This is a genomic window from Mesorhizobium sp. ES1-3 (assembly GCF_020164795.1).
Lineage (GTDB): Bacteria > Pseudomonadota > Alphaproteobacteria > Rhizobiales > Rhizobiaceae > Mesorhizobium.
In genome coordinates this window covers 23,675-41,392 of record NZ_JAIUGW010000013.1, presented here as the reverse complement: position 1 = coordinate 41,392, position 17,718 = coordinate 23,675, and the positions used below count along the sequence as shown (strand labels likewise).

General features: G+C 63.8%; 15 protein-coding genes and 2 tRNA genes. 3 read left to right on the top strand and 14 right to left on the bottom strand.

Translation table 11 applies throughout. From position 1 onward, the window contains the following. Window positions 1–24 precede the first annotated feature (24 nt). The 5 genes from LB536_RS18490 to LB536_RS18470 form a co-directional block, all read right to left on the bottom strand. The gene (locus LB536_RS18490) at window positions 25–1,647 is read right to left on the bottom strand and encodes an ABC transporter ATP-binding protein (RefSeq protein ID WP_224595261.1); all 1,623 of its coding nucleotides are present in this window, start codon (window positions 1,645–1,647) and stop codon (window positions 25–27) included. Beyond that, complete coding sequence (locus LB536_RS18485) at window positions 1,644–2,513, bottom strand: ABC transporter permease (RefSeq protein ID WP_140758278.1); 870 nt, start codon at window positions 2,511–2,513, stop codon at window positions 1,644–1,646. The genes LB536_RS18490 and LB536_RS18485 overlap by 4 nt, the downstream gene beginning before the upstream one ends. Next, complete coding sequence (locus tag LB536_RS18480) at window positions 2,510–3,457, bottom strand: ABC transporter permease (protein ID WP_224595258.1); 948 nt, start codon at window positions 3,455–3,457, stop codon at window positions 2,510–2,512. Before LB536_RS18480 ends, LB536_RS18485 begins: the two co-directional genes overlap by 4 nt. 211 nt (window positions 3,458–3,668) lie before the next feature. Next, a complete protein-coding gene (locus LB536_RS18475) occupies window positions 3,669–5,150 on the bottom strand; it encodes an ABC transporter substrate-binding protein (protein ID WP_224595255.1) in 1,482 nt (493 codons plus the stop codon). Window positions 5,151–5,314: 164 nt separating this feature from the next. After that, the gene (locus LB536_RS18470; RefSeq protein ID WP_224595252.1) at window positions 5,315–6,595 is read right to left on the bottom strand and encodes an acetylornithine deacetylase/succinyl-diaminopimelate desuccinylase family protein; all 1,281 of its coding nucleotides are present in this window, start codon (window positions 6,593–6,595) and stop codon (window positions 5,315–5,317) included. 214 nt (window positions 6,596–6,809) lie between these two features. Here LB536_RS18470 and LB536_RS18465 point away from each other — a divergent pair, with 214 nt between their 5' ends. After that, window positions 6,810–7,238, top strand: coding sequence for a L,D-transpeptidase (locus LB536_RS18465; protein WP_224595250.1), 429 nt, complete (start codon window positions 6,810–6,812; stop codon window positions 7,236–7,238). 72 nt (window positions 7,239–7,310) lie between these two features. Here LB536_RS18465 and LB536_RS18460 read toward each other — a convergent pair whose 3' ends face one another. The 9 genes from LB536_RS18460 to LB536_RS18420 form a co-directional block, all read right to left on the bottom strand. After that, complete coding sequence (locus tag LB536_RS18460; protein WP_224595248.1) at window positions 7,311–8,294, bottom strand: lipid A biosynthesis lauroyl acyltransferase; 984 nt, start codon at window positions 8,292–8,294, stop codon at window positions 7,311–7,313. Window positions 8,295–8,307: 13 nt separating this feature from the next. Continuing rightward, window positions 8,308–9,336 carry a zinc-binding dehydrogenase gene (locus LB536_RS18455; RefSeq protein ID WP_224595246.1) on the bottom strand — a complete coding sequence of 343 codons (1,029 nt, stop codon included), beginning with the start codon at window positions 9,334–9,336 and terminating at the stop codon, window positions 8,308–8,310. Window positions 9,337–9,372: 36 nt separating this feature from the next. Then, the gene (locus LB536_RS18450) at window positions 9,373–10,644 is read right to left on the bottom strand and encodes a beta-ketoacyl-ACP synthase (RefSeq protein ID WP_224595244.1); all 1,272 of its coding nucleotides are present in this window, start codon (window positions 10,642–10,644) and stop codon (window positions 9,373–9,375) included. Window positions 10,645–10,689: 45 nt separating this feature from the next. After that, complete coding sequence (locus tag LB536_RS18445) at window positions 10,690–11,877, bottom strand: beta-ketoacyl-ACP synthase (RefSeq protein ID WP_224595242.1); 1,188 nt, start codon at window positions 11,875–11,877, stop codon at window positions 10,690–10,692. A gap of 55 nt (window positions 11,878–11,932) precedes the next feature. Continuing rightward, entirely contained in the window at window positions 11,933–12,226 is a 294-nt protein-coding gene (locus tag LB536_RS18440) for an acyl carrier protein (RefSeq protein ID WP_140813160.1), read from the bottom strand. Window positions 12,227–12,401: 175 nt separating this feature from the next. Further along, window positions 12,402–13,544 (bottom strand): slipin family protein, encoded by a 1,143-nt coding sequence (locus tag LB536_RS18435; RefSeq protein WP_224595431.1) that lies wholly within the window; start codon window positions 13,542–13,544, stop codon window positions 12,402–12,404. A gap of 358 nt (window positions 13,545–13,902) precedes the next feature. Beyond that, a tRNA-Met gene (locus LB536_RS18430) sits at window positions 13,903–13,970 on the bottom strand. A gap of 2 nt (window positions 13,971–13,972) precedes the next feature. Continuing rightward, window positions 13,973–14,046 (bottom strand) — tRNA-Tyr (locus tag LB536_RS18425). Window positions 14,047–14,275: 229 nt separating this feature from the next. Continuing rightward, window positions 14,276–14,824: a histidine phosphatase family protein gene (locus LB536_RS18420; RefSeq protein WP_140813159.1), complete on the bottom strand. Its 549-nt coding sequence runs from the start codon at window positions 14,822–14,824 to the stop codon at window positions 14,276–14,278. Window positions 14,825–15,079: 255 nt separating this feature from the next. Here LB536_RS18420 and LB536_RS18415 point away from each other — a divergent pair, with 255 nt between their 5' ends. After that, entirely contained in the window at window positions 15,080–16,030 is a 951-nt protein-coding gene (locus LB536_RS18415; RefSeq protein ID WP_224595240.1) for an AEC family transporter, read from the top strand. 180 nt (window positions 16,031–16,210) lie between these two features. Further along, the gene (locus tag LB536_RS18410) at window positions 16,211–17,668 is read left to right on the top strand and encodes an NAD-dependent succinate-semialdehyde dehydrogenase (RefSeq protein ID WP_140758288.1); all 1,458 of its coding nucleotides are present in this window, start codon (window positions 16,211–16,213) and stop codon (window positions 17,666–17,668) included. Window positions 17,669–17,718: the final 50 nt, after the last annotated feature.

Genomic DNA, 17,718 nt, shown 5'->3' with positions numbered 1-17,718 from the left:
GGATTCGCTTCGCGAACCGGCTGCTCACCCCTGTTCCTGCAGCCGACGAGCGATCGCGCGATGCAAATCCGGGGCGGCGGTGACCAGCGCCCTGGCGGCCTCGGATTGCGGGTGGTCCAGCACTTCGTTGGTCTTGCCGCGCTCGACGATCTTGCCGTCATGCATGACCAGCACTTCATCCGTGATGGCGCGGGCGACGGTAAGGTCATGGGTGATGAAGAGATAGGCGATGCCAAGCTTCTGGTTGAGATCGGCGAACAGGTCGAGGATCTGGGCGCGGATCGAGACATCGAGCGCCGAGACTGGCTCGTCGGCGACCACCAGTTTCGGGCGGGTGATGATGGCGCGGGCGATCGACAGGCGCTGACGCTGGCCGCCCGAAAACTCGTGCGGGTATTTGTCCATGTCGCGTTGGTCGAGGCCGACCTCGTGGAGCGCATGCGCCACCATCTCCCGGCGCTCGGCGCGCGTCGGTTTTTTCGCCAGGACATGCAACGGCTCGGCGACCAGCCTCTCGACCTTCTGGCGTGGATCGAAGGAGCCGTAGGGGTCCTGGAAAACGACCTGCATGTCGCGCCTGGCCGGCTTCAGCTCGGCTTCGCTCTTGCCGGTGATGGCTTCGCCGCGAAACCGGATCGTGCCTGAACCCGGTCTGTCCAGTGCCAGGATCATGCGGGCAAGGGTCGACTTACCGCAGCCGGAGCGGCCGACCAGCGCCACCGACTGGCCCGGCGCCATCGACAGGGAGACGTTGTCGACCGCGCGGATAGCAGGCGCGCGCCTGAACAGCGAGATGCGGCGGCCGGGGCAATCGCGGGTGACGCCTTCGACCTGGAGCAAAGGTTTGTCCGTCCCGACACTGTGAGGCCTGGCGCGCGCCGGAACATGCATCGAAGCCTGCGCCAGTTGGCGCGTATAGGGGTGGAACTGACCGGAGAGCGTGCGCGCGGTGTCGCCTGCTTCCATCACCTCGCCATGGCGCAGGATGGTGATGCGGTCCGCCATCTCGGTCACGACAGCCAGATCATGCGAGATCAGCAGCAGGCCCATGCGGTTCTCCGCCACGAGGTCGCGCAGGAGGTCGAGGATCTGCGCCTGCAGCACCACGTCGAGCGCCGTCGTCGGCTCATCGGCGATCAGCAGCTTCGGCTTCAGCGCGCAGGCGATGGCGATGACGACGCGCTGGCGCTGGCCGCCGGACAGTTCGTGCGGATAGCGCGACAGCGGGAATTTCGCTTCGGGCAGGCCGACGCGGTCGAGCATTTTTCGCGCCCGCTCCTCGGCCTCGGCGCGGCTCGCCCTAACGTGCCAGCGTATGCCTTCGGCCACCTGTTCGCCGATCGTCTTGACTGGATTGAGCGCTGTCATCGGTTCCTGGAACACCATGCCGATGTCGTCGCCGCGCAGGGCGCACATCTGGTCCTCGGTTGCCCTCAGGATGTCGATGCCGTCGAATGTGACGCGCCCGGTGGCGCGTGCGGCATGGGGCAGGAGCCGCATCACCGTCAGCGCGGTTATCGATTTGCCGGAGCCGGATTCGCCGACCAGCCCCATGACTTCGCCCGGCGCGACGGAGAGCTCCATATCTTTCAGGATCTGTGTGTCGCCGATGGCCAGCGACAAATTGTCGACTTCGAGCAGGCTCATCGCTGCCGCCGCGATTTCGGGTCGAGAATGTCGGCGATGCCGTCGCCCAAAAGGTTCAAGCCGAGCACGGTGACGACGATCGCCATGCCGGGGAAGATCGCCATCCACGGCGCCACCACCATGCGCGTCTGCGCGTCGAACAGCATGCGGCCCCAGCTCGGCATAGGCGGCTGCGCGCCGAGGCCGAGATAGGAAAGCCCGGCTTCGGCCAGGATGCCCAGCGCGAACTGGATTGTGCCCTGCACCAGCAGCAACGTGGCGATGTTGGGCAGCACATGTTCGATCGATATCTGCGTGCTGCTCTTGCCGGCGGCGCGTGCGGCAAGGATGAATTCGCGCGGCCAGATGGCAAGCGCGCCGGCGCGGGCAACGCGGGCAAAGACCGGAATGTTGAAGATGCCGATGGCGATGATGGCGTTGACGGCGCCCGGCCCGAAAATGGCGGTGATCATGATCGCCGACAGCAGCGCGGGGAAGGCGAAGACGAGGTCGTTGACGCGCATCAGCGCCTCGTCGACGAGGCCGCCGCGCGCCGCCGCGAAGGCGCCGAGCGGCACGCCGATCCCCATGCCGATGCCGACGGCGACCAGCGCCACGGCAATCGAGTTGCGGGCGCCGACCATGATCATCGACAGGATGTCGCGGCCGAAATGGTCGGTGCCGAACCAATGGGCCAGCGAGGGGCCTTGCGTCTTGTCCGCTATGACCAGCTTCGTCACATCGTAAGGCGTCCAGACATAGGAGACGATGGCCATCGCAAGGATCAGCACGGTGATGACGAAGCCGGCGACGAATGCGATATTCCCAAACGCCTTGGCCAGGATGCCGCGGAACGTCTCGTCGGGGATGTCGATGCGCAGCGTCATTGCCGGGTCCTCAGGCGGGGATCGACCACCGCGTAGGAAAGGTCGACGACGAGGTTGACGGCGATGACGGCTGCGACCAGCAGCATAACGACGCTTTCGACGACGATCAGGTCGCGCTGGGTGATAGCCTGGAACACCAACCGGCCGAGCCCGGGCAAATAGAAGACATTCTCGATGATGATGGTGCCGGCGAGCAGGAAGGCGAATTGCAGGCCAAGGATGGTCAGCACCGGGATCATGGCGTTGCGCAGCGCGTGCCGCCACAGCACGGCGCGATAGGGCAAGCCCTTGGCGCGGGCGGTGCGGATATAGTCCTCGTTCAGCACCTCGATCAGCGCCGAGCGGGTGACGCGTGCGAGGATCGCCGCTTGCGGCAAGGCAAGCGCCACCGCCGGCAGAAGCAGCGATTTCAGCGCTGGCCAGGCACCGGCACTCCAACCGGGAAAACCACCGGACGGGACCAGGCGCAGCCAGACGGCGAAGACATAGATCAGCATCAGCGCGAACCAGAAATTGGGCACGGCGACGCCAAGCTGCGCCACGCCCATCGAAATCGTGTCGCCGGCCCGTCCGCGCCGGCTGGCGGAAAACAGGCCGACCGGAATGGCGAGGATGGTGGAGAGCGCCAGCGCGATCAGCGCCAGCGGCAGCGAGACGGCGAGCCGTTCACGCACGAGATCGATGACCGGCACCGAATAGGTATAGGAGCGGCCGAAATCGAGGCTGAGCAGGCCGCCGGCCCAGTGCAGGTAACGCCAAGCCAGCGGCGCGTTGAGCCCCATCTGGTTGCGCAAGAGTTCCACCTGGTCGGCGCTGGCGTTCATGCCCAGCATCAGCCGCGCAGGGTCGCCGGGGAGGACTTCCAGCACGGCGAACACCACCATCGAGGCGAGGATCAGCGTGGCAAGGGCGATGGCGAGGCGCTTGAGGAGGTAGGCAGTCATGGGAGGCGAGGAGGCGGCAGCATGGCGTTCTTCCTTCTCCCCTTGTGGGAGAAGGTGGCCTCGCGAAGCGAGGTCGGATGAGGGGTGCTGGACGAATTGCAGGTTGAGTTTGTTCCAGCACCCCTCATCCGTCTTGGCGCTTTGCGCCAATCCACCTTCTCCCACAAGGGAAGAAGGGAAGTCCCGCGCAACCGCTGCCGCACCACAAGCCTCACTCGCTCCATTTCACCTTGGTGAGATCATTGGCCTGGATCGGCGCGTTCTCCCACAGGCCCTGCAATTTGGCGTCCCAAACGCCAACCTTGGGCAATTCGTAGAGGAAGCCGACCACGGCGTCGTCGGCCAAGATCTTCTGTGCCTCGCCAAGCAGTTCCTTGCGCTTGGTTTCGTCGGAGGTGAGGTTGAGGTCGGCGATTATCTTGTCGAAGGTCGGGTTGTCGTAGTTGAAGTAGTAGTCCTTGCGCGAATAGATATCGATGTCGTTGGGTTCGGTGTGTGAGACGATGGTCAGGTCGTAGTCCTTCTTGGTGAACACCTGGTCCAGCCACTGCGCCCATTCGACCGGGATGATCTCGAGGTTGATGCCGACATCGCGAAGTTCCGAGGCGATGATCTCGCCACCCAGCCGTGCATAGCTGGGCGGCGGCAGTTTCAACGTCGCCTTGAAGCCGTTCTCCAGCCCGGCTTCCTTCAGCAACTCCTTGGCCTTGTCGACATTGTGCGGATAGAGGCCGGTGAGGTCGACATAGTCCTTGTTGGCTGGCGACATGTGCGAGCCGATCGGCAGGCCAAGGCCGGCCGAGGCGCCGTCGATGATCGCCTTGCGGTCGAGCGCGTAGGAGATCGCCTGCCTGACCTGCAGCTTGTCGAAAGGCGGCTTCTTGTTGTTGATCGCCAGGATGGTCTCGCCCTCGGTCGAGCCGATCACCACCTTGAACCGCGGGTCGTCCTTGACCTGTGCCAGGCTGTCGGGATCGAAAAAGGGGAAGGCCTGGATGTCGCCGGACAGCAGCGCCGGCACATAGGCCGCGGCATCCGGGACGATGCGGAACTCGACCTTGTCGAGGAAAACCGGAGCGCCCCAGTAATGGTCTGCTTTTACCAGGGTGATCGATGATCCCTTGGCCCAGTTCTGGAACTTGAACGGGCCGGTGCCGATCGGTTTCTCCTTGTTGGTTTCGGCGGATTTCGGCGACACCATCACCGCGTCGCCCCAGCCCATATTGTAGAGGAAGGACCCTTGCGGGTTCTTCAGCGTGACCTTGACCGTTGCGGGATCGATGATCTCGACCTTGTCGATGGCCGCGAACAGGCCCTTCTGCGCATTGACCGAATTGTCGGCGCGGGCCCGGTCGAGCGAGAATTTCACGTCGTCGGCGCTGAAATCGGCGCCGTCGTGGAATTTGACGCCGGTGTGCAGCTTGAAGGTGTAGACCTTGCCGTCATCGGAAATGGTCCAGCTTTCGGCCAGATCCGGCAGCACCTCACCCTTCGGGCCGATGCGCGTCAGCCCTTCGAAGACATTGGCGTAAAGCACCTCGTCGATCGCGGCCGCCGCACCCGCGGTCGGATCGAGATGCGGCGGTTCGAGCGGAATGCCGATGACCAGGTCGGTCCGCGCCGCGAACGCCTGAGTGCCTGCGGCCAGCATCAGCACGACCGCGGCGGCCAGAATGGTTTTCCACAATTTCATCGCGCGACTCTCCCTATCAGCTCAAACATGCGCTCAAACCTAAGGGATAGAAGCGTGATTTCGCGCGGGAGTAAATTGCGTTTCGTGCTGCGCGGCGGCAGGGCCGGGAATGTCTTTCTCCCGGCGGCCTCGCCGATCGATCCAAGCTTGGCCGTGTGCGGACATTATCCAGCGACTGTACCACGCAGCAGCACGTTGAGCCCGATCGCCATCACCTTGGCCGATTCCACCATGTCCGATATGCCGACCCATTCGTCCGGCCGGTGGGCAAGGTCGAGAATGCCCGGGCCATAGGCGATGCAGTCGTAGATATGGCCGATACGGGCGATATGCTTCTGGTCGTAGGTGCCTGGCGAAATGACGTAGTCGGGCTCGCGGTCGAAGATCGCATGAATGCCTTGCGCCACCGCCTTGACCACGGGTGCGTCGCGCTCGGTCATCAGCGGCAGCACTTCCATCAGGTCGCGGATTTCGTAGTCGAATTTTTTGCGCTCGCGCTTCAGCCGTTCGAGAATGCCGGTCACTTCGCTTTTGACCGTGGCCAGATCCTCCTCGAGCAGGAAGCGGCGGTCGATGGTCAGCCGGCAGGAATCGGGCACGTTGGGCGAGGGCAGGCCGGGCCGGAAATCCTCGGTCTGGCCGCCATGGATGGAATTGATGTTCATGGTCGAGCGCCTGGCGCCTTCCGGCACCACCGGCATGCGCGTCGTCTTGCGGTCGAGCGCCGGAAACAACTCGTCCTCGAAGGCTCGCAGGACGGCGCCCATGTGGCGCACCGCATTGTCGCCGAGAAACGGCATCGAGCCGTGCGCGATCTCGCCCTTGGTCTCGATCTCAGCCCACCAGACGCCGCGATGGCCAAGGCAGATGCGGTCCTTGTTCAATGGTTCAGGAATGATGACATGGTCGACCCTGGGTTTCGAGAAATAGCCGAGCCCGGCCAGATGGGCGACGCCGCCGAAGCCGCCGGACTCCTCATCGACCGTGCCCGAAATCTCGATGGCGCCGGGAAAGTCGGGGAAGACCTCCATGAAGGCTTCGACAGCGATGATGGAGGCGGCGAGGCCGCCCTTCATGTCGCAGGCGCCGCGCCCATAGACCTTGCCGTCCCTGATGACGCCGGCAAAGGGATCCACGGTCCAGCCTTCGCCAGCCTCGACCACGTCGATATGCGAATTGAAGTGGACGCAGGCGCCGGGTGACCGGCCGTCGAAACGGGCAACGACATTGACGCGCGGATAGCGATCGGTGTCGCCGGGCGTGCCTTCGGCGCGGATGAACTCGGTCTCGAAGCCGCGCTTCCTTAGCCGCGCGCCGATGTATTCGGCGCATGGTCGGTAGGCTTCGCCCGGTGGATTGATGGTCGGAAAGCGGATCAGGTCGGCGGTCAGCCCCACCAACTCGTCGCGCCTGCTATCGATTGCCTCGAGGAGTCGCTCGTTCATGCCGCGAGTTGAGCAGCGATCGCCACGGTTTTGCAAGCCCGTCGATCAGACCGTGCAGCGTGTCCTTGCGGCAACTATCGCGGGAAATCGTTCAAATTCGCTGCTTTGGATTGGCGAATTGGTCAAGGAATGTGTGTTATCCGTTCGCCGCCATTAAGAAGGTGAAAAAGAACGTGATGGCGGGCAGGCAAGGGGCAAAAAGGGGTTTGATCGCATGAAGAAGTTTTTACTTGCGGCCGCCGTGCTGGCAACCGCGTTGTTTGGCACATCTGTGGGGAGCCAGGCGGCGATGCTTGAAGCAAAGATCGATGTGTCATCGCAGACTATGACAGTGAGATATGGCCTGGAGGTTTACCGGTGGACGGTGTCCACGGCGCGTCCAGGTTATTTCACGCCGCGCGGCACCTACCGGCCGCAGCGGACCGCACGGATGTGGTATTCGAAAAAATACCACATGTCGCCGATGCCATATTCCGTATTCTTCCATGGTGGCTACGCAATTCATGGCACGGGTGCGGTGCGGCAGCTTGGACGTCCGGCGTCGCACGGATGCGTACGGCTGCATACGGCCAACGCCGCGACCTTCTATGCGATGGTGCGGGAAGTCGGATTCGGCAATACGCGCATTGTCGTCACCAATTAGGCGATTGGCGGTTCGCTGATATTGGCTTGGTGGTCCGGTATAGAGACTCGCGTTTCTCGCCGCCGCCTTTGCTCAGGTATTTGAGACGGGAACCGGCTTGGCGCGCTTCTTGCGCCGCCAGTTGCTGATCTCCCACCTTTTGTGGAACCACATCCACTGGCCGGGATCCTCGCGCACCCAGCGCTCGACGACGTCGTTCAGCATCTGGGTGGTGGCATGCACGTCGACGCTCCCGTCGGCGGTGCGCGGCAGGACCAGCTTGTCCTCGATCTCGAGCCGGAAGCGGTTCCCCGGTAACCTGACGCAACGCGCCGGGTAGACATCGCAGTCATAGTGGCGGGCAAGGGTGCCGAGTACGCGGTTGCTCTGGCAGGGACGGCCGAAGAAGGTGGTGTCCAGGCCGTTGGAGAATTTCTGGTCGACGAGAATGCCGATATTGCCGCCATTCTCCAAGACCCCCGCGAGCGCGAACGATGCACCGGCCATCGAAGGCAGCAAGCCTCCCATGGTCGATCGCCTTGTCGAAAGGATGTAGTCGGCAAGGTAGGGGTTGTTGGGCGGGCGAAACAGCGCCGTGATGTTCATTCCGAAGGTCGCGGCCGCCACCGGCAGCAGCTCGAAATTGCCGAGATGGCCGGTGAAGACGATGTGCGGCTGCTTCTCGGCCGCGATCTCGACGAAATGCTCTGTTCCCTTGACCTCGATCCGACCCGGCTTGCCGGCAGCGGGGTCATAGTCGAACAGGGCGTCGAGGAAGATATATTCGGCGGCAAGGCGGGCCATGTTGCCCCACATGTCGGAAGCGATAGCCTGGATTTCGCCGTCGCTCTTTTTCGGATAGGCCTTGCGCAGATTGTCGATGGCGACCTGGTGGCGTCCGACCCTTGGGCCGATGAGGCGAGCCGTGCGGTCGGCAAAATTCAGCGCGCTGTCGACCGGCAGCAGGCGCAGCAGCGACATGATCACCATCGCCGCGCGCGCGACAAGCCAGTAATTCACCTGGCGCAGTTGCCTGCCATAGCGAAATTTCAGATCCCGGCGAAGCTTCTTGAGCACGGAAATCGAGGCTCTAGGCGACGCGCAGGATGATCTTGCCGAAGACGTGGCGGCCTTCCATGCGCTTCAACGCGGCATCGATATCGTCGAAGCCAACCTCGGTGTCGATGACCGGCGCGACTTGTCCCGCGGCCATCTTCTGCATGGCGTTGGCCATGTTCTCCATGCGGCAACCGAAGGATCCGAGCAGTTTCAACTGCTGCTGGAAGAGCTGCATCAGGTTGATCTGCGTCGACACGCCCGAGGTCGAGCCGCAGGTCACCAGTCGGCCACCGCGCTTCAGGCACAGCATCGAGCCGGCAAAGGTGTCGGCGCCGACATGTTCGAACACGACGTCGACGCCCTTCTTCTTCGTCAGCTTGCGCACGACGCCTTCGAAGCGATCGTCGCGGTAGTTGATGACATGGTCGGCGCCGAGCGCCTTGGCCTTGTCGACCTTGTCGTTCGAACCGACCGTGGTGATGATCGTGCAGCCCATCCGCTTGGCCAACTGGATAGCCGCCGAGCCGATGCCCGATCCGCCGGCATGGACGAGGATCGTCTCGCCGGGCTGCAGCCTGGCATTGTCGAACAGCATGTGCTCGACGGTGCCGAAAGTAACGGGCGCCACCGCGGCCCCGATATCGGTCACGCCGGGCGGGGCGGGGACCAGCAGGCGCGCCGGCAGGTTGATCTTCTCCTGCGCGAAGCCGTCGAGATGGAAGCCGTGAACGCCAGAAACATGTTCGCACAGATTGTCGCGGCCTTCGCGGCAGGCACGGCAGAGGCCGCAGGTGCGAGCGCCGTAGATCGACACCAATTGTCCGGGCAGCAGGCTGGAAACGCCGGGACCGACCGTCTCGACCTCGCCGGAGGCCTCGGCGCCGACGACCAGCGGCAGCTTGCGCTTGGCGAAGGCCATGCCACGCCAGCCCCAGACGTCGATATGGTTCAGCGCCACAGCCTTGATGCGCAGCGTGACTTCGCCAAGCGCAGGGGGCGGCGGGGGCGGCAGGTCCACCGTCTCAAGGCGGCGGTCCTCGATAAGTTGCAGTGCGCGCATGGAGCCTGTCGGTTCTGTTAAGCGGAAAGGGCTCGCTTAGACCGGTTCCCGTGCCATGACAAGGCAAGTGTTCTGGCCACCGAAGCCGAAGGAGTTCGACAGAACGGTGCGAACCTGCGCATCGCGCTTCTTGTTCGGCACGACGTCGAGCACGATCGCGGGGTCGGGATTATCATAGTTGATGGTCGGGGGAATGACGCTTTCGCGCATCGTCATCAGCGAAAACGCCGCTTCGACCGCGCCCGCCGCCGACAGTGTATGGCCGATCATCGACTTGTTGGACGAGATGGGCATCGAGCCGATGCGCTCGCCAAACACCGTCGACAGCGACAGGTGCTCCATCTTGTCGTTTTCCGGCGTCGAGGTGCCATGGGCGTTGACATAGTCGATCTCGTCCTGGCCGAGGCCCGCGTCGGCAAGTGCCGCCCGGACAGCGGCAATCGCCGGCGAACCGTCCGGCTTGGAGCGGGTGCGGTGGAAATCGTCGGCCTTTTCGCCACAACCGCTGAGGATGCCGAGAACGACAGCCCCACGAGCAAGTGCCGCCTCCAGCGATTCCAGCACCAGAGCGCCGGACCCCTCCGCCAAGACGAAGCCGTCACGGTCCTTGGAAAACGGCTTGGAAGCCTTTTCCGGATTGTCGTTGTGGGTGGAGAGAGCCGACAGCAGCGAGAATCGGATCAACGCCTCGGCGGTCGCGGAGCCATCGGCGCCGATCGACAGCGCCCGGTCGCATTCGCCACGACGGATCGCCTCGACGCCGAGCTGGATGGCGGTAGCGCCGGACGCGCAAGCCGTCGAGAGCGTGATTGGCAGGCCGCGCGTGCCGAACCGGTCGGCGAGCCGGTCGGCGATCGAGCCGAATTGGGTGGTTTCGAAGACATCGAGTTCCTTCAGGCCGCGCGCCACGCGCAGCAGCCTTTCGGCGCCGGAATCCTGCTTGTCGGAATTGTAGAGCGCGAAGCGCTCGTGCCAGTCGAGTTCGACCGGCGGTGAGGCAAGGAAGAGAGGACCGCCGAAATCGCTCGAATCAAGGCCGGATTCGGCCACGGCCTCGCTCGCGGCCGTCTCGGCCAGTTCGTAGGTGAGGGGGCTGGCGCCCTTCGAACTCGATGCAAGAAAGTCGACCATGCCGGAGATGCGCGTGTTGAGGTGATCGACCGGGAACCGGGTAATCGGGTGGATGCCCGACTTGCCCGAAGTCAGCGCTGCCCAGTTATCCGATTTGCCGACGCCGAGCGAGGTCACCACCCCGATGCCGGTGACGGCGACAACGGGCCTGCCCATGTGATCTCTGAAATTGGCCATCCGGGAGCCCCTCTTATCTCTGCGGCATGATCGCGAAACGCCGCCTCAGGCAGCGTTGACCAGCGCCATGCCCTCGAATTGGTGATAGCCGATCGCCGTTGCAAGGACGCTCGCGGGAATGCCTTCGAATGGCTTTTCGGCCGTAGCGTCAAAAACAGGGTAGGCGGCCTTGCGGTCGACAGCCAATGCCGCCAGCGCCACGGCGAATGGGAACTGTGCTTCCTTCATATGCCCGGTCAGCGTCGAGAAGCCGCGCGCGGCGATTGCCGGATTGGCGTCGAGCGCCGCTTTCTCGGCAATGGTTGCCGCATGTGCGCCGGACGCGCCCGACATGGCGAGCAACTTGCCGCCAGGCGACGCCTGCTTGAGCAAAGCGGCGATCCCGGCGTCGAGTTCTCCGCGCGACCGTCTGGCGCGGCCGGACACGACTTGTCCGAGCTCGGCGTAAATCTTGCGCCCGCGGCTTGCCGCGTGTTCGCGCTGCTCAAGCACCAGGAAGGCGCCGCCGGAACCCGACACCACGCCGCCGCCCTCGGCGCCCTGCCTTTGCCAGACAGGCTTCCACGGGCCGCGATGCAGATAACCGGCAAGCTCATAGCCGAGCAGCATGTCGGAATGTTCGGTCTGGAAGGCGCCGCCGACCAGGATGTGCGTCGACTGGCCGGAGCGGATACGCGCGGCCGCGGTCTCGACGGCGGCGACGCCGGCGCCTTCCTCGCCCATGAAGGTGCGCGAGGACCCCGTCACCTTGTGGACGATGGAGATGTTGCCGGCCAGCAGATTGGACAGCTGCGCCAGGAACAGCGTTGGGCGCAGCTCGGTGGTCAGCTTCTCGTTGAGCAGCACGTCGCGGTCGTTGCGGTTTTCCGAAGCGGCGAGAATGTCGGCGTCGACCGCTTCGTCGCGCTCGCCGCCGCCGGCCGCCACAACCATGTCCATGGTCGTGCAGAGTTCGTCATTGCCCTTGATGCCGGCATCGTCCAGCGCAAGTCCGGCGGCATAGGTGCCGAGCCTCTGCCATGTCTCCATCTGGCGCTGATCGCCGCGCTTGGCGATCTGAAGGTTCCAGTCGATCTCGGGCAGCGGATGGACGGTGTAGGGTGCAAAGCGCACGGCTTCGAGCACCGGCTCCCGGCCGGGTTGCGCCAGCTTCTGCCAATGGGCGTCGGGACCTTCCCCCAGCGAGGAAACAAGGCCGATACCAGTGATGACGACGTCGTGGGGGCTGCTCATGGGCGGCTTTGTGGGTCAGGCGACGGAGCGCGTCAAGTCACGCGTCCTGATGACCTCAGGCGGTCTTGGCGGCAACCAGCGCGTCGATCTTGGCGCACAGGTTCCTCATGACGAAGTAATCATCGGTCGAAGCCTTGCCGTCATTGACTTCCTGGGTCCACTTTTCCAACGGCACCTTGATGCCGAATTCCTTGTCGATGGCGAAGACGATGTCGAGGAAGTCGAGGCTGTCGATACCGAGATCGTCAATGGTATGGCTCTCGGGCGTGATGGTGTCGATATCGATCTCGCTGGTGTCGGCAATGATCTTCGCGACTTTGTCGAACGTGGTGGAGTTCGTGGTGGACAAGGGGCTTTTCCTTCTTTGCGGGTGGAATCTGTCCGCATTCGTTTGGGCGCTGTCTAATCGGTTTTTTCCGGCAGGAAAAGGCCTGATAAGCCGGGCGCAGATGGGCAGGGCGCCCAGGAAATGCAAGAAGGGCCGCCGGTTGACCCGGCGGCCCTTCCATTGACGCAGCGTAAGCTCAGCCGTCGCGGAGCTTGACCAGGTCGTTCAACAGCCCGCCCGTTCCGTTGTGGACGGTCAGCCGCTCGACCTTGCCGGCGATGGTTTCCAGAGCCTCGAGCTCCTTCAGCCGCAGCATCACCGGGTTCTCCGCCATCACCCTGGCCGTGTTGAGCAGGGAACGCGTGGCGTTCGTCTCCTCGCGGCGGCGGATGACATTGGCCTCGGCCTGCTTTTCGGCCGAAACCACCTGGTTGAGGATCTCGCGCATCTCGCCCGGCAAGATGACATCCTTGAGCGCGATATCGCTGACCTCGACCCCGATCTCGGCCATGTCGGCCCGGACCTTGGCCGCCGCCTCTTCGTCGACCGTCACCTTCTTTTCAAGGATCTGGTCGAGGGTGAGCGCGCCCAACGTCTTGCGGAAGGCGTATTGCAGGGCACGGTAGAGGGCCTCGGAGAAGTCCTTCACCGCGCTCACCGCCTTGACCGGATCGACGACCCGGTATTCGGCGGCGATGTTGACGCGGATCGTGACGCGATCCCTGGTCAGCACTTCCTGCCCGGCGACGTCGAGCGACTGGCGCTTGAGGTCGACGACCTTGATCTGCACCATCCGTCCGACGTTCCAGAAGCCGTGCACGCCAGCGGCAAGCGTCCGCACAAGGACACCGTCGACGAACAGCAATCCGGCCTGACCATCCAGAACCGGATGGACGGACATCAACTCCGCCTTCCGGGCCTGGCCGAGCCGGCGCATGACCGCCGGATCGATGGCAAGATCGGCCGACGTTTCGATCATCGTCACCTTCCACGGTCCGGCATCGGTCCACAGCACCAGCTTGCGGTCCGGCGCCAGCACGGAATGGAGGTTGCCGTCACGCTCGATGATTGCGACCTCCGTGCGCCCGGTGCGGACGACGGTGAAATGACGCGCGGCCACGTCCGGGAGCTTGTCGAACAACGCCTTCTCGTACGCCGAAACGAATTCCGGGTTCTTCAGATCGTGCCGGGACACCTCAAGGCTCTGGTTCCGGTTGGCGAGCAAGTGCTCACCCGGCAGCAGGACAGCCTTGATCTCTCCCTTGTAGAGGGTGAGGGCACGTTCGTTTTCCTTTACGAGGACGCGCTCGCGTCCAAGAACCTTGTCGAGAATGGTCATCATTGTCTTACTCCTGTCGGGCATGTTCCCATGCGAGGCGTCACGTCATGCGTCGATCTTCCCTTCGTTTCTCGTGTCACTTCCAATTCCGGCACGAATGATCCGGGGACTGGTGGCATCAATCCGTGGCGGGTCCTCGGGAGCGGATCGCGGGGCAGTGAAGCGGGCGCCGGAGGCCAAAAGTCTCCGTTGCCGGCGACGTTGCGCCTTGACCATCACCGCGAGCCTGGCCGCGAGCCGATGGCGTCAGACCTTTCGATACGGCCTTGGCCCGAAGGCTTTGGCCGTCCGTTAGGTCTTCAGCATTCCAGTCCCCGGACCGTTTCAGATAACACCTGGTAGGTGCTGGCTTATCAGGCCAATGGAGAAGGAATCGAACCTTCGACAGTCAGATTATGAGTCTGATGCTCTCCCAGCTGAGCTATCCGTGGTGCAGACGACGGGACTCGAACCCACAACCTCCGGATTACGTCCGGCGCTCTCCCAGTTGAGCTACATCCGCGATCCCAATCCCCAAAGCGGCGCCGTACACAGGGCGGCAAAGCCGCCTGCACGGGCGGAGACGAAAGCTCCAACCGTTGTGCTCGCTTCGGTTTTCGTGACCGGGAGCGCGCCTATAGCCCCTGCGACGGGTTGTCGCAAGCGGCATTGACATGTCGAATTCGCGGCTTCTTTTCGGTGTGGCATTTTGGCAACGCTGGAGGCCGCGTCTGCAATCGGGAGCTGCAGCCTCAGAAGGTGACGCGGCCAAGCACGCGCAGGCCGTCGCCCTGCGGTTCGACGACCACCGCCTCGCCCTCGCGCGGCGCGACGCCCGTGAGCGCCACGATGTTTTCCAGATGGGTGACCAGGACCAGATTGTCGGAGCCGGAATAGGCGCGGATTTCCTTCATGATGGCGGCGATCTGCGCTGCTTTCTGTGCATCGTCGCCCTTCAGGAGGTCGAGCGGTGGAAAAGGCTCCGGCTCGGCCTCGAAGGCGGTGCGTGCCGTGTCGAGGCAGCGGCAATAGCGGCTGGACAGAATGCGCTCGATGGGAGCCGCGCGGGCGGCAAACAGGGCGCCGATCTTGCTTGCCTGCTGCTTGCCGCGCGCCGACAGATTGACCTGGGTGGCGCAATTGCCGATGTCGAAATTGGCGGGGTCGGTGGTGCCGGTGACCATGGCGTGGCGCAGCAGCACGACATGGCCGCCGTCGCGCAGCAGCGCCCAGCCGGCGTCCGTCGCGTGCGCGGCGGCGGGGACCACAAGCAGGAACAACGCCAAGGCTAACCGGATCATCGCCACCCCTTCCATGAGTCCGCATCGGGTCCCAACCATTCGCATATAGGGATTGGAAAGCGGGCACAAAGACAAGCCAGGCGTCGGCCGCGTCTCATGCCTCACTTTTTGGCGAGCTGCTGCTTCACCAGATCGATCTTCTGGTCGGTGAGCGGCATGGGGATCGTGTAGCCGGCTTCGGTAAAGCTTGCCTGCCGACGATGATCAAATTCGGGCGCGATTGCGCCGCGACCGTGGGTCGCCTATCCCTGAAAAATGTCTCCGCTCACCGAAACCGTCCTGTTCGTCTTCAGTCTTGTCGCGCTCGGCTATCTCGCTGGGCTCACAGGCTATTTGAGGCCGGCGAGCGGCGAGGGGATATCCGACTTCGCGGTCTCGGTGGCAATGCCGCTGCTCCTGTTCCAGACCATGGTCAAGGCGGATTTCCACGGCGTGGCGCCTTGGCCGCTATGGGGCGCCTATTTCACGGCCGCGGCGATCACCTGGGCGGCGGGCCATGCCGTCACCACGCGGATCTTCGGTCGCGATGCGCGCGCCGGGGTGGTCGGCGGGGTGTCGTCGGCCTATTCCAATATCGTGCTGCTCGGTGCCCCCTTCATCCTTGGGATATTCGGTCCGAGCGGCTTCGAAGTGCTGTCGCTGCTGGTCTCGGTGCATCTGCCGATCATGATGATGGCGTCGATCGTGCTGTTCGAGATGTTCGGCCGGGGCAACGGCGAACATGTGCACCCGTTGCGGGTCCTGCGGAGCTTCCTGAGACGGCTGTTCATCAACCCGCTGATCATCGGCATTCTCCTGGGGCTGGCGTGGCGGCTCAGCGGCGTGCCGCTGCCCGGTCTCGTCATGCGGCTGGTCGATGCGCTGGCGAATACGGCCGGGCCGGTGGCGCTGTTCGCCATGGGGCTCAGCCTGCGCCGCTTCGGCATATCGGGCAATGTCCGGCCGGCGCTGGCGCTCTCGGTGCTGAAGCTGTTCCTGATGCCGGCGCTGGTTCTTGCCTTCGTCTGGCTGCTCGGCCTGCCGCCGTTGACGGCCAAGGTGGCGGTCGTGGTGGCGGCGCTGCCCTCCGGCATCAACTCCTATCTCATCGCCGTCCAGTTCAACACCGGCCAGGCACTGGCGTCGAACCAGATGACCATCGCGACCGCCTGCGCGGTCCTCACGACCGCTATCTGGCTGACGGTGGTCCTGCATGTTTTCGGGTGAGTTGACGACGCGTGTGCCACTCGCTCTCGCCTTGCGCTGGTCCAACCCCTATATGCCATCTTGCGATTGCTTGCGGGGCTTTCCCTAGGTTAAGAGCAATGGCTCCAGCGTGCGGCCCTGCCTGCGCTTTACCGAAGACATCCAGATAGCGGCCCGTGAGCGCCGAACGGAGGCTAGACCATGCTTCAGAAAACCAGCCATTTCATGCGCCAGGCCAATCTCATCAACGGCGAGTGGGTGCAGGCCGACAGCGGCCAGACGGTCGATGTGAACAATCCGGCTACCGGCCTCAAGATCGGCACGGTGCCGAAGTCGGGCAAGGCCGAGACACGCCGCGCCATCGAGGCCGCCGACGAAGCTTTCAAGACCTGGCGCAAGACGACCGCGCTCGAGCGCTCCAAGCTGCTGCGCAAGCTGCATGACGCGATGATGGACAATCAGGACGTGCTGGCCGAACTGCTCACCATCGAGCAGGGCAAGTCGCTGTTCGAATCCAAGGGCGAGATCGGTTCGGCTGCCGCCTACATCCTGTGGTTCGCCGAAGAAGGCCGCCGCACTTACGGCGACGTCGTGCCCTCGCCATGGGCGGACCGCCGCATCCTGGTGACCAAGGAACCGGTCGGCGTCATCGCCGCCATCACGCCGTGGAATTTCCCGTCCTCGATGCTGGCCCGCAAGCTCGGTCCCGCACTTGCCGCAGGCTGCACCGCCGTCGTCAAGCCGGCCTCGCAGACGCCGTATTCCGGCCTCGCCTGGGGCGCGCTGGCCGAGGAAGTGGGCTTTCCCAAGGGCGTCGTCAACATCCTGACGGGCGCCGCCGGCGAGATCGGTGACGAGATCTGCGCCAATCCGCTGGTCAAGAAGATCACCTTCACCGGCTCGACCGAGGTCGGCAAGATCCTGATCCAGAAATCGTCGGTCACCGTCAAGAAGGTGTCTATGGAACTCGGCGGCAACGCGCCGTTCATCGTCTTCGACGACGCCGACATCGATCGCGCGGTGGCCGGCGCGATCACCGCCAAATACCGCAATTCCGGCCAGACCTGCGTCTGCACCAACCGCTTCCTCGTCCAGGCCGGCGTTTACGACAAGTTCGTCGAGAAGCTCGCCGCGGCCAGCAACGGACTGAAGGTCGGTTCCGGCCTCGAAGAGGGCGTCCAGCAGGGGCCACTGATCGACGAGAAGGCGGTCGAGAAGGTCGAGGAGCTGATCGCCGATGCCACTTCGAAGGGCGGCAAGGTCGTCGCAGGCGGTCATCGCCACGCGCTCGGCGGCTCATTCTTCCAGCCGACGGTCATCGCCAACGCGACGCCGAAAATGCGCTTCATGAAGGAAGAGATCTTTGGCCCGGTCGCACCCGTGTTCAAGTTCGAAACCGAGGAAGAGGCCGTCGCTCTTGCCAACGACACCGAGTTCGGCCTTGCCTGCTATTTCTATACCGGTGATCTCGGCCGCGCCTTCCGGGTCATGGAAGGCCTGAAATACGGCATGGTCGGCGTCAATGAAGGCCTCATCACCACCCCGGAGGCACCGTTCGGCGGCGTCAAGGAATCCGGACTTGGCAAGGAAGGCGGACATCAGGGCATTGAGGACTACCTCGATACCAAATATGTGTGCATCGGCGGCCTCGGCCTCTGATAGGCTGGTGCTGGGGCAGGCTTGTAACCTGCCTCAGGGCTGAACAACCA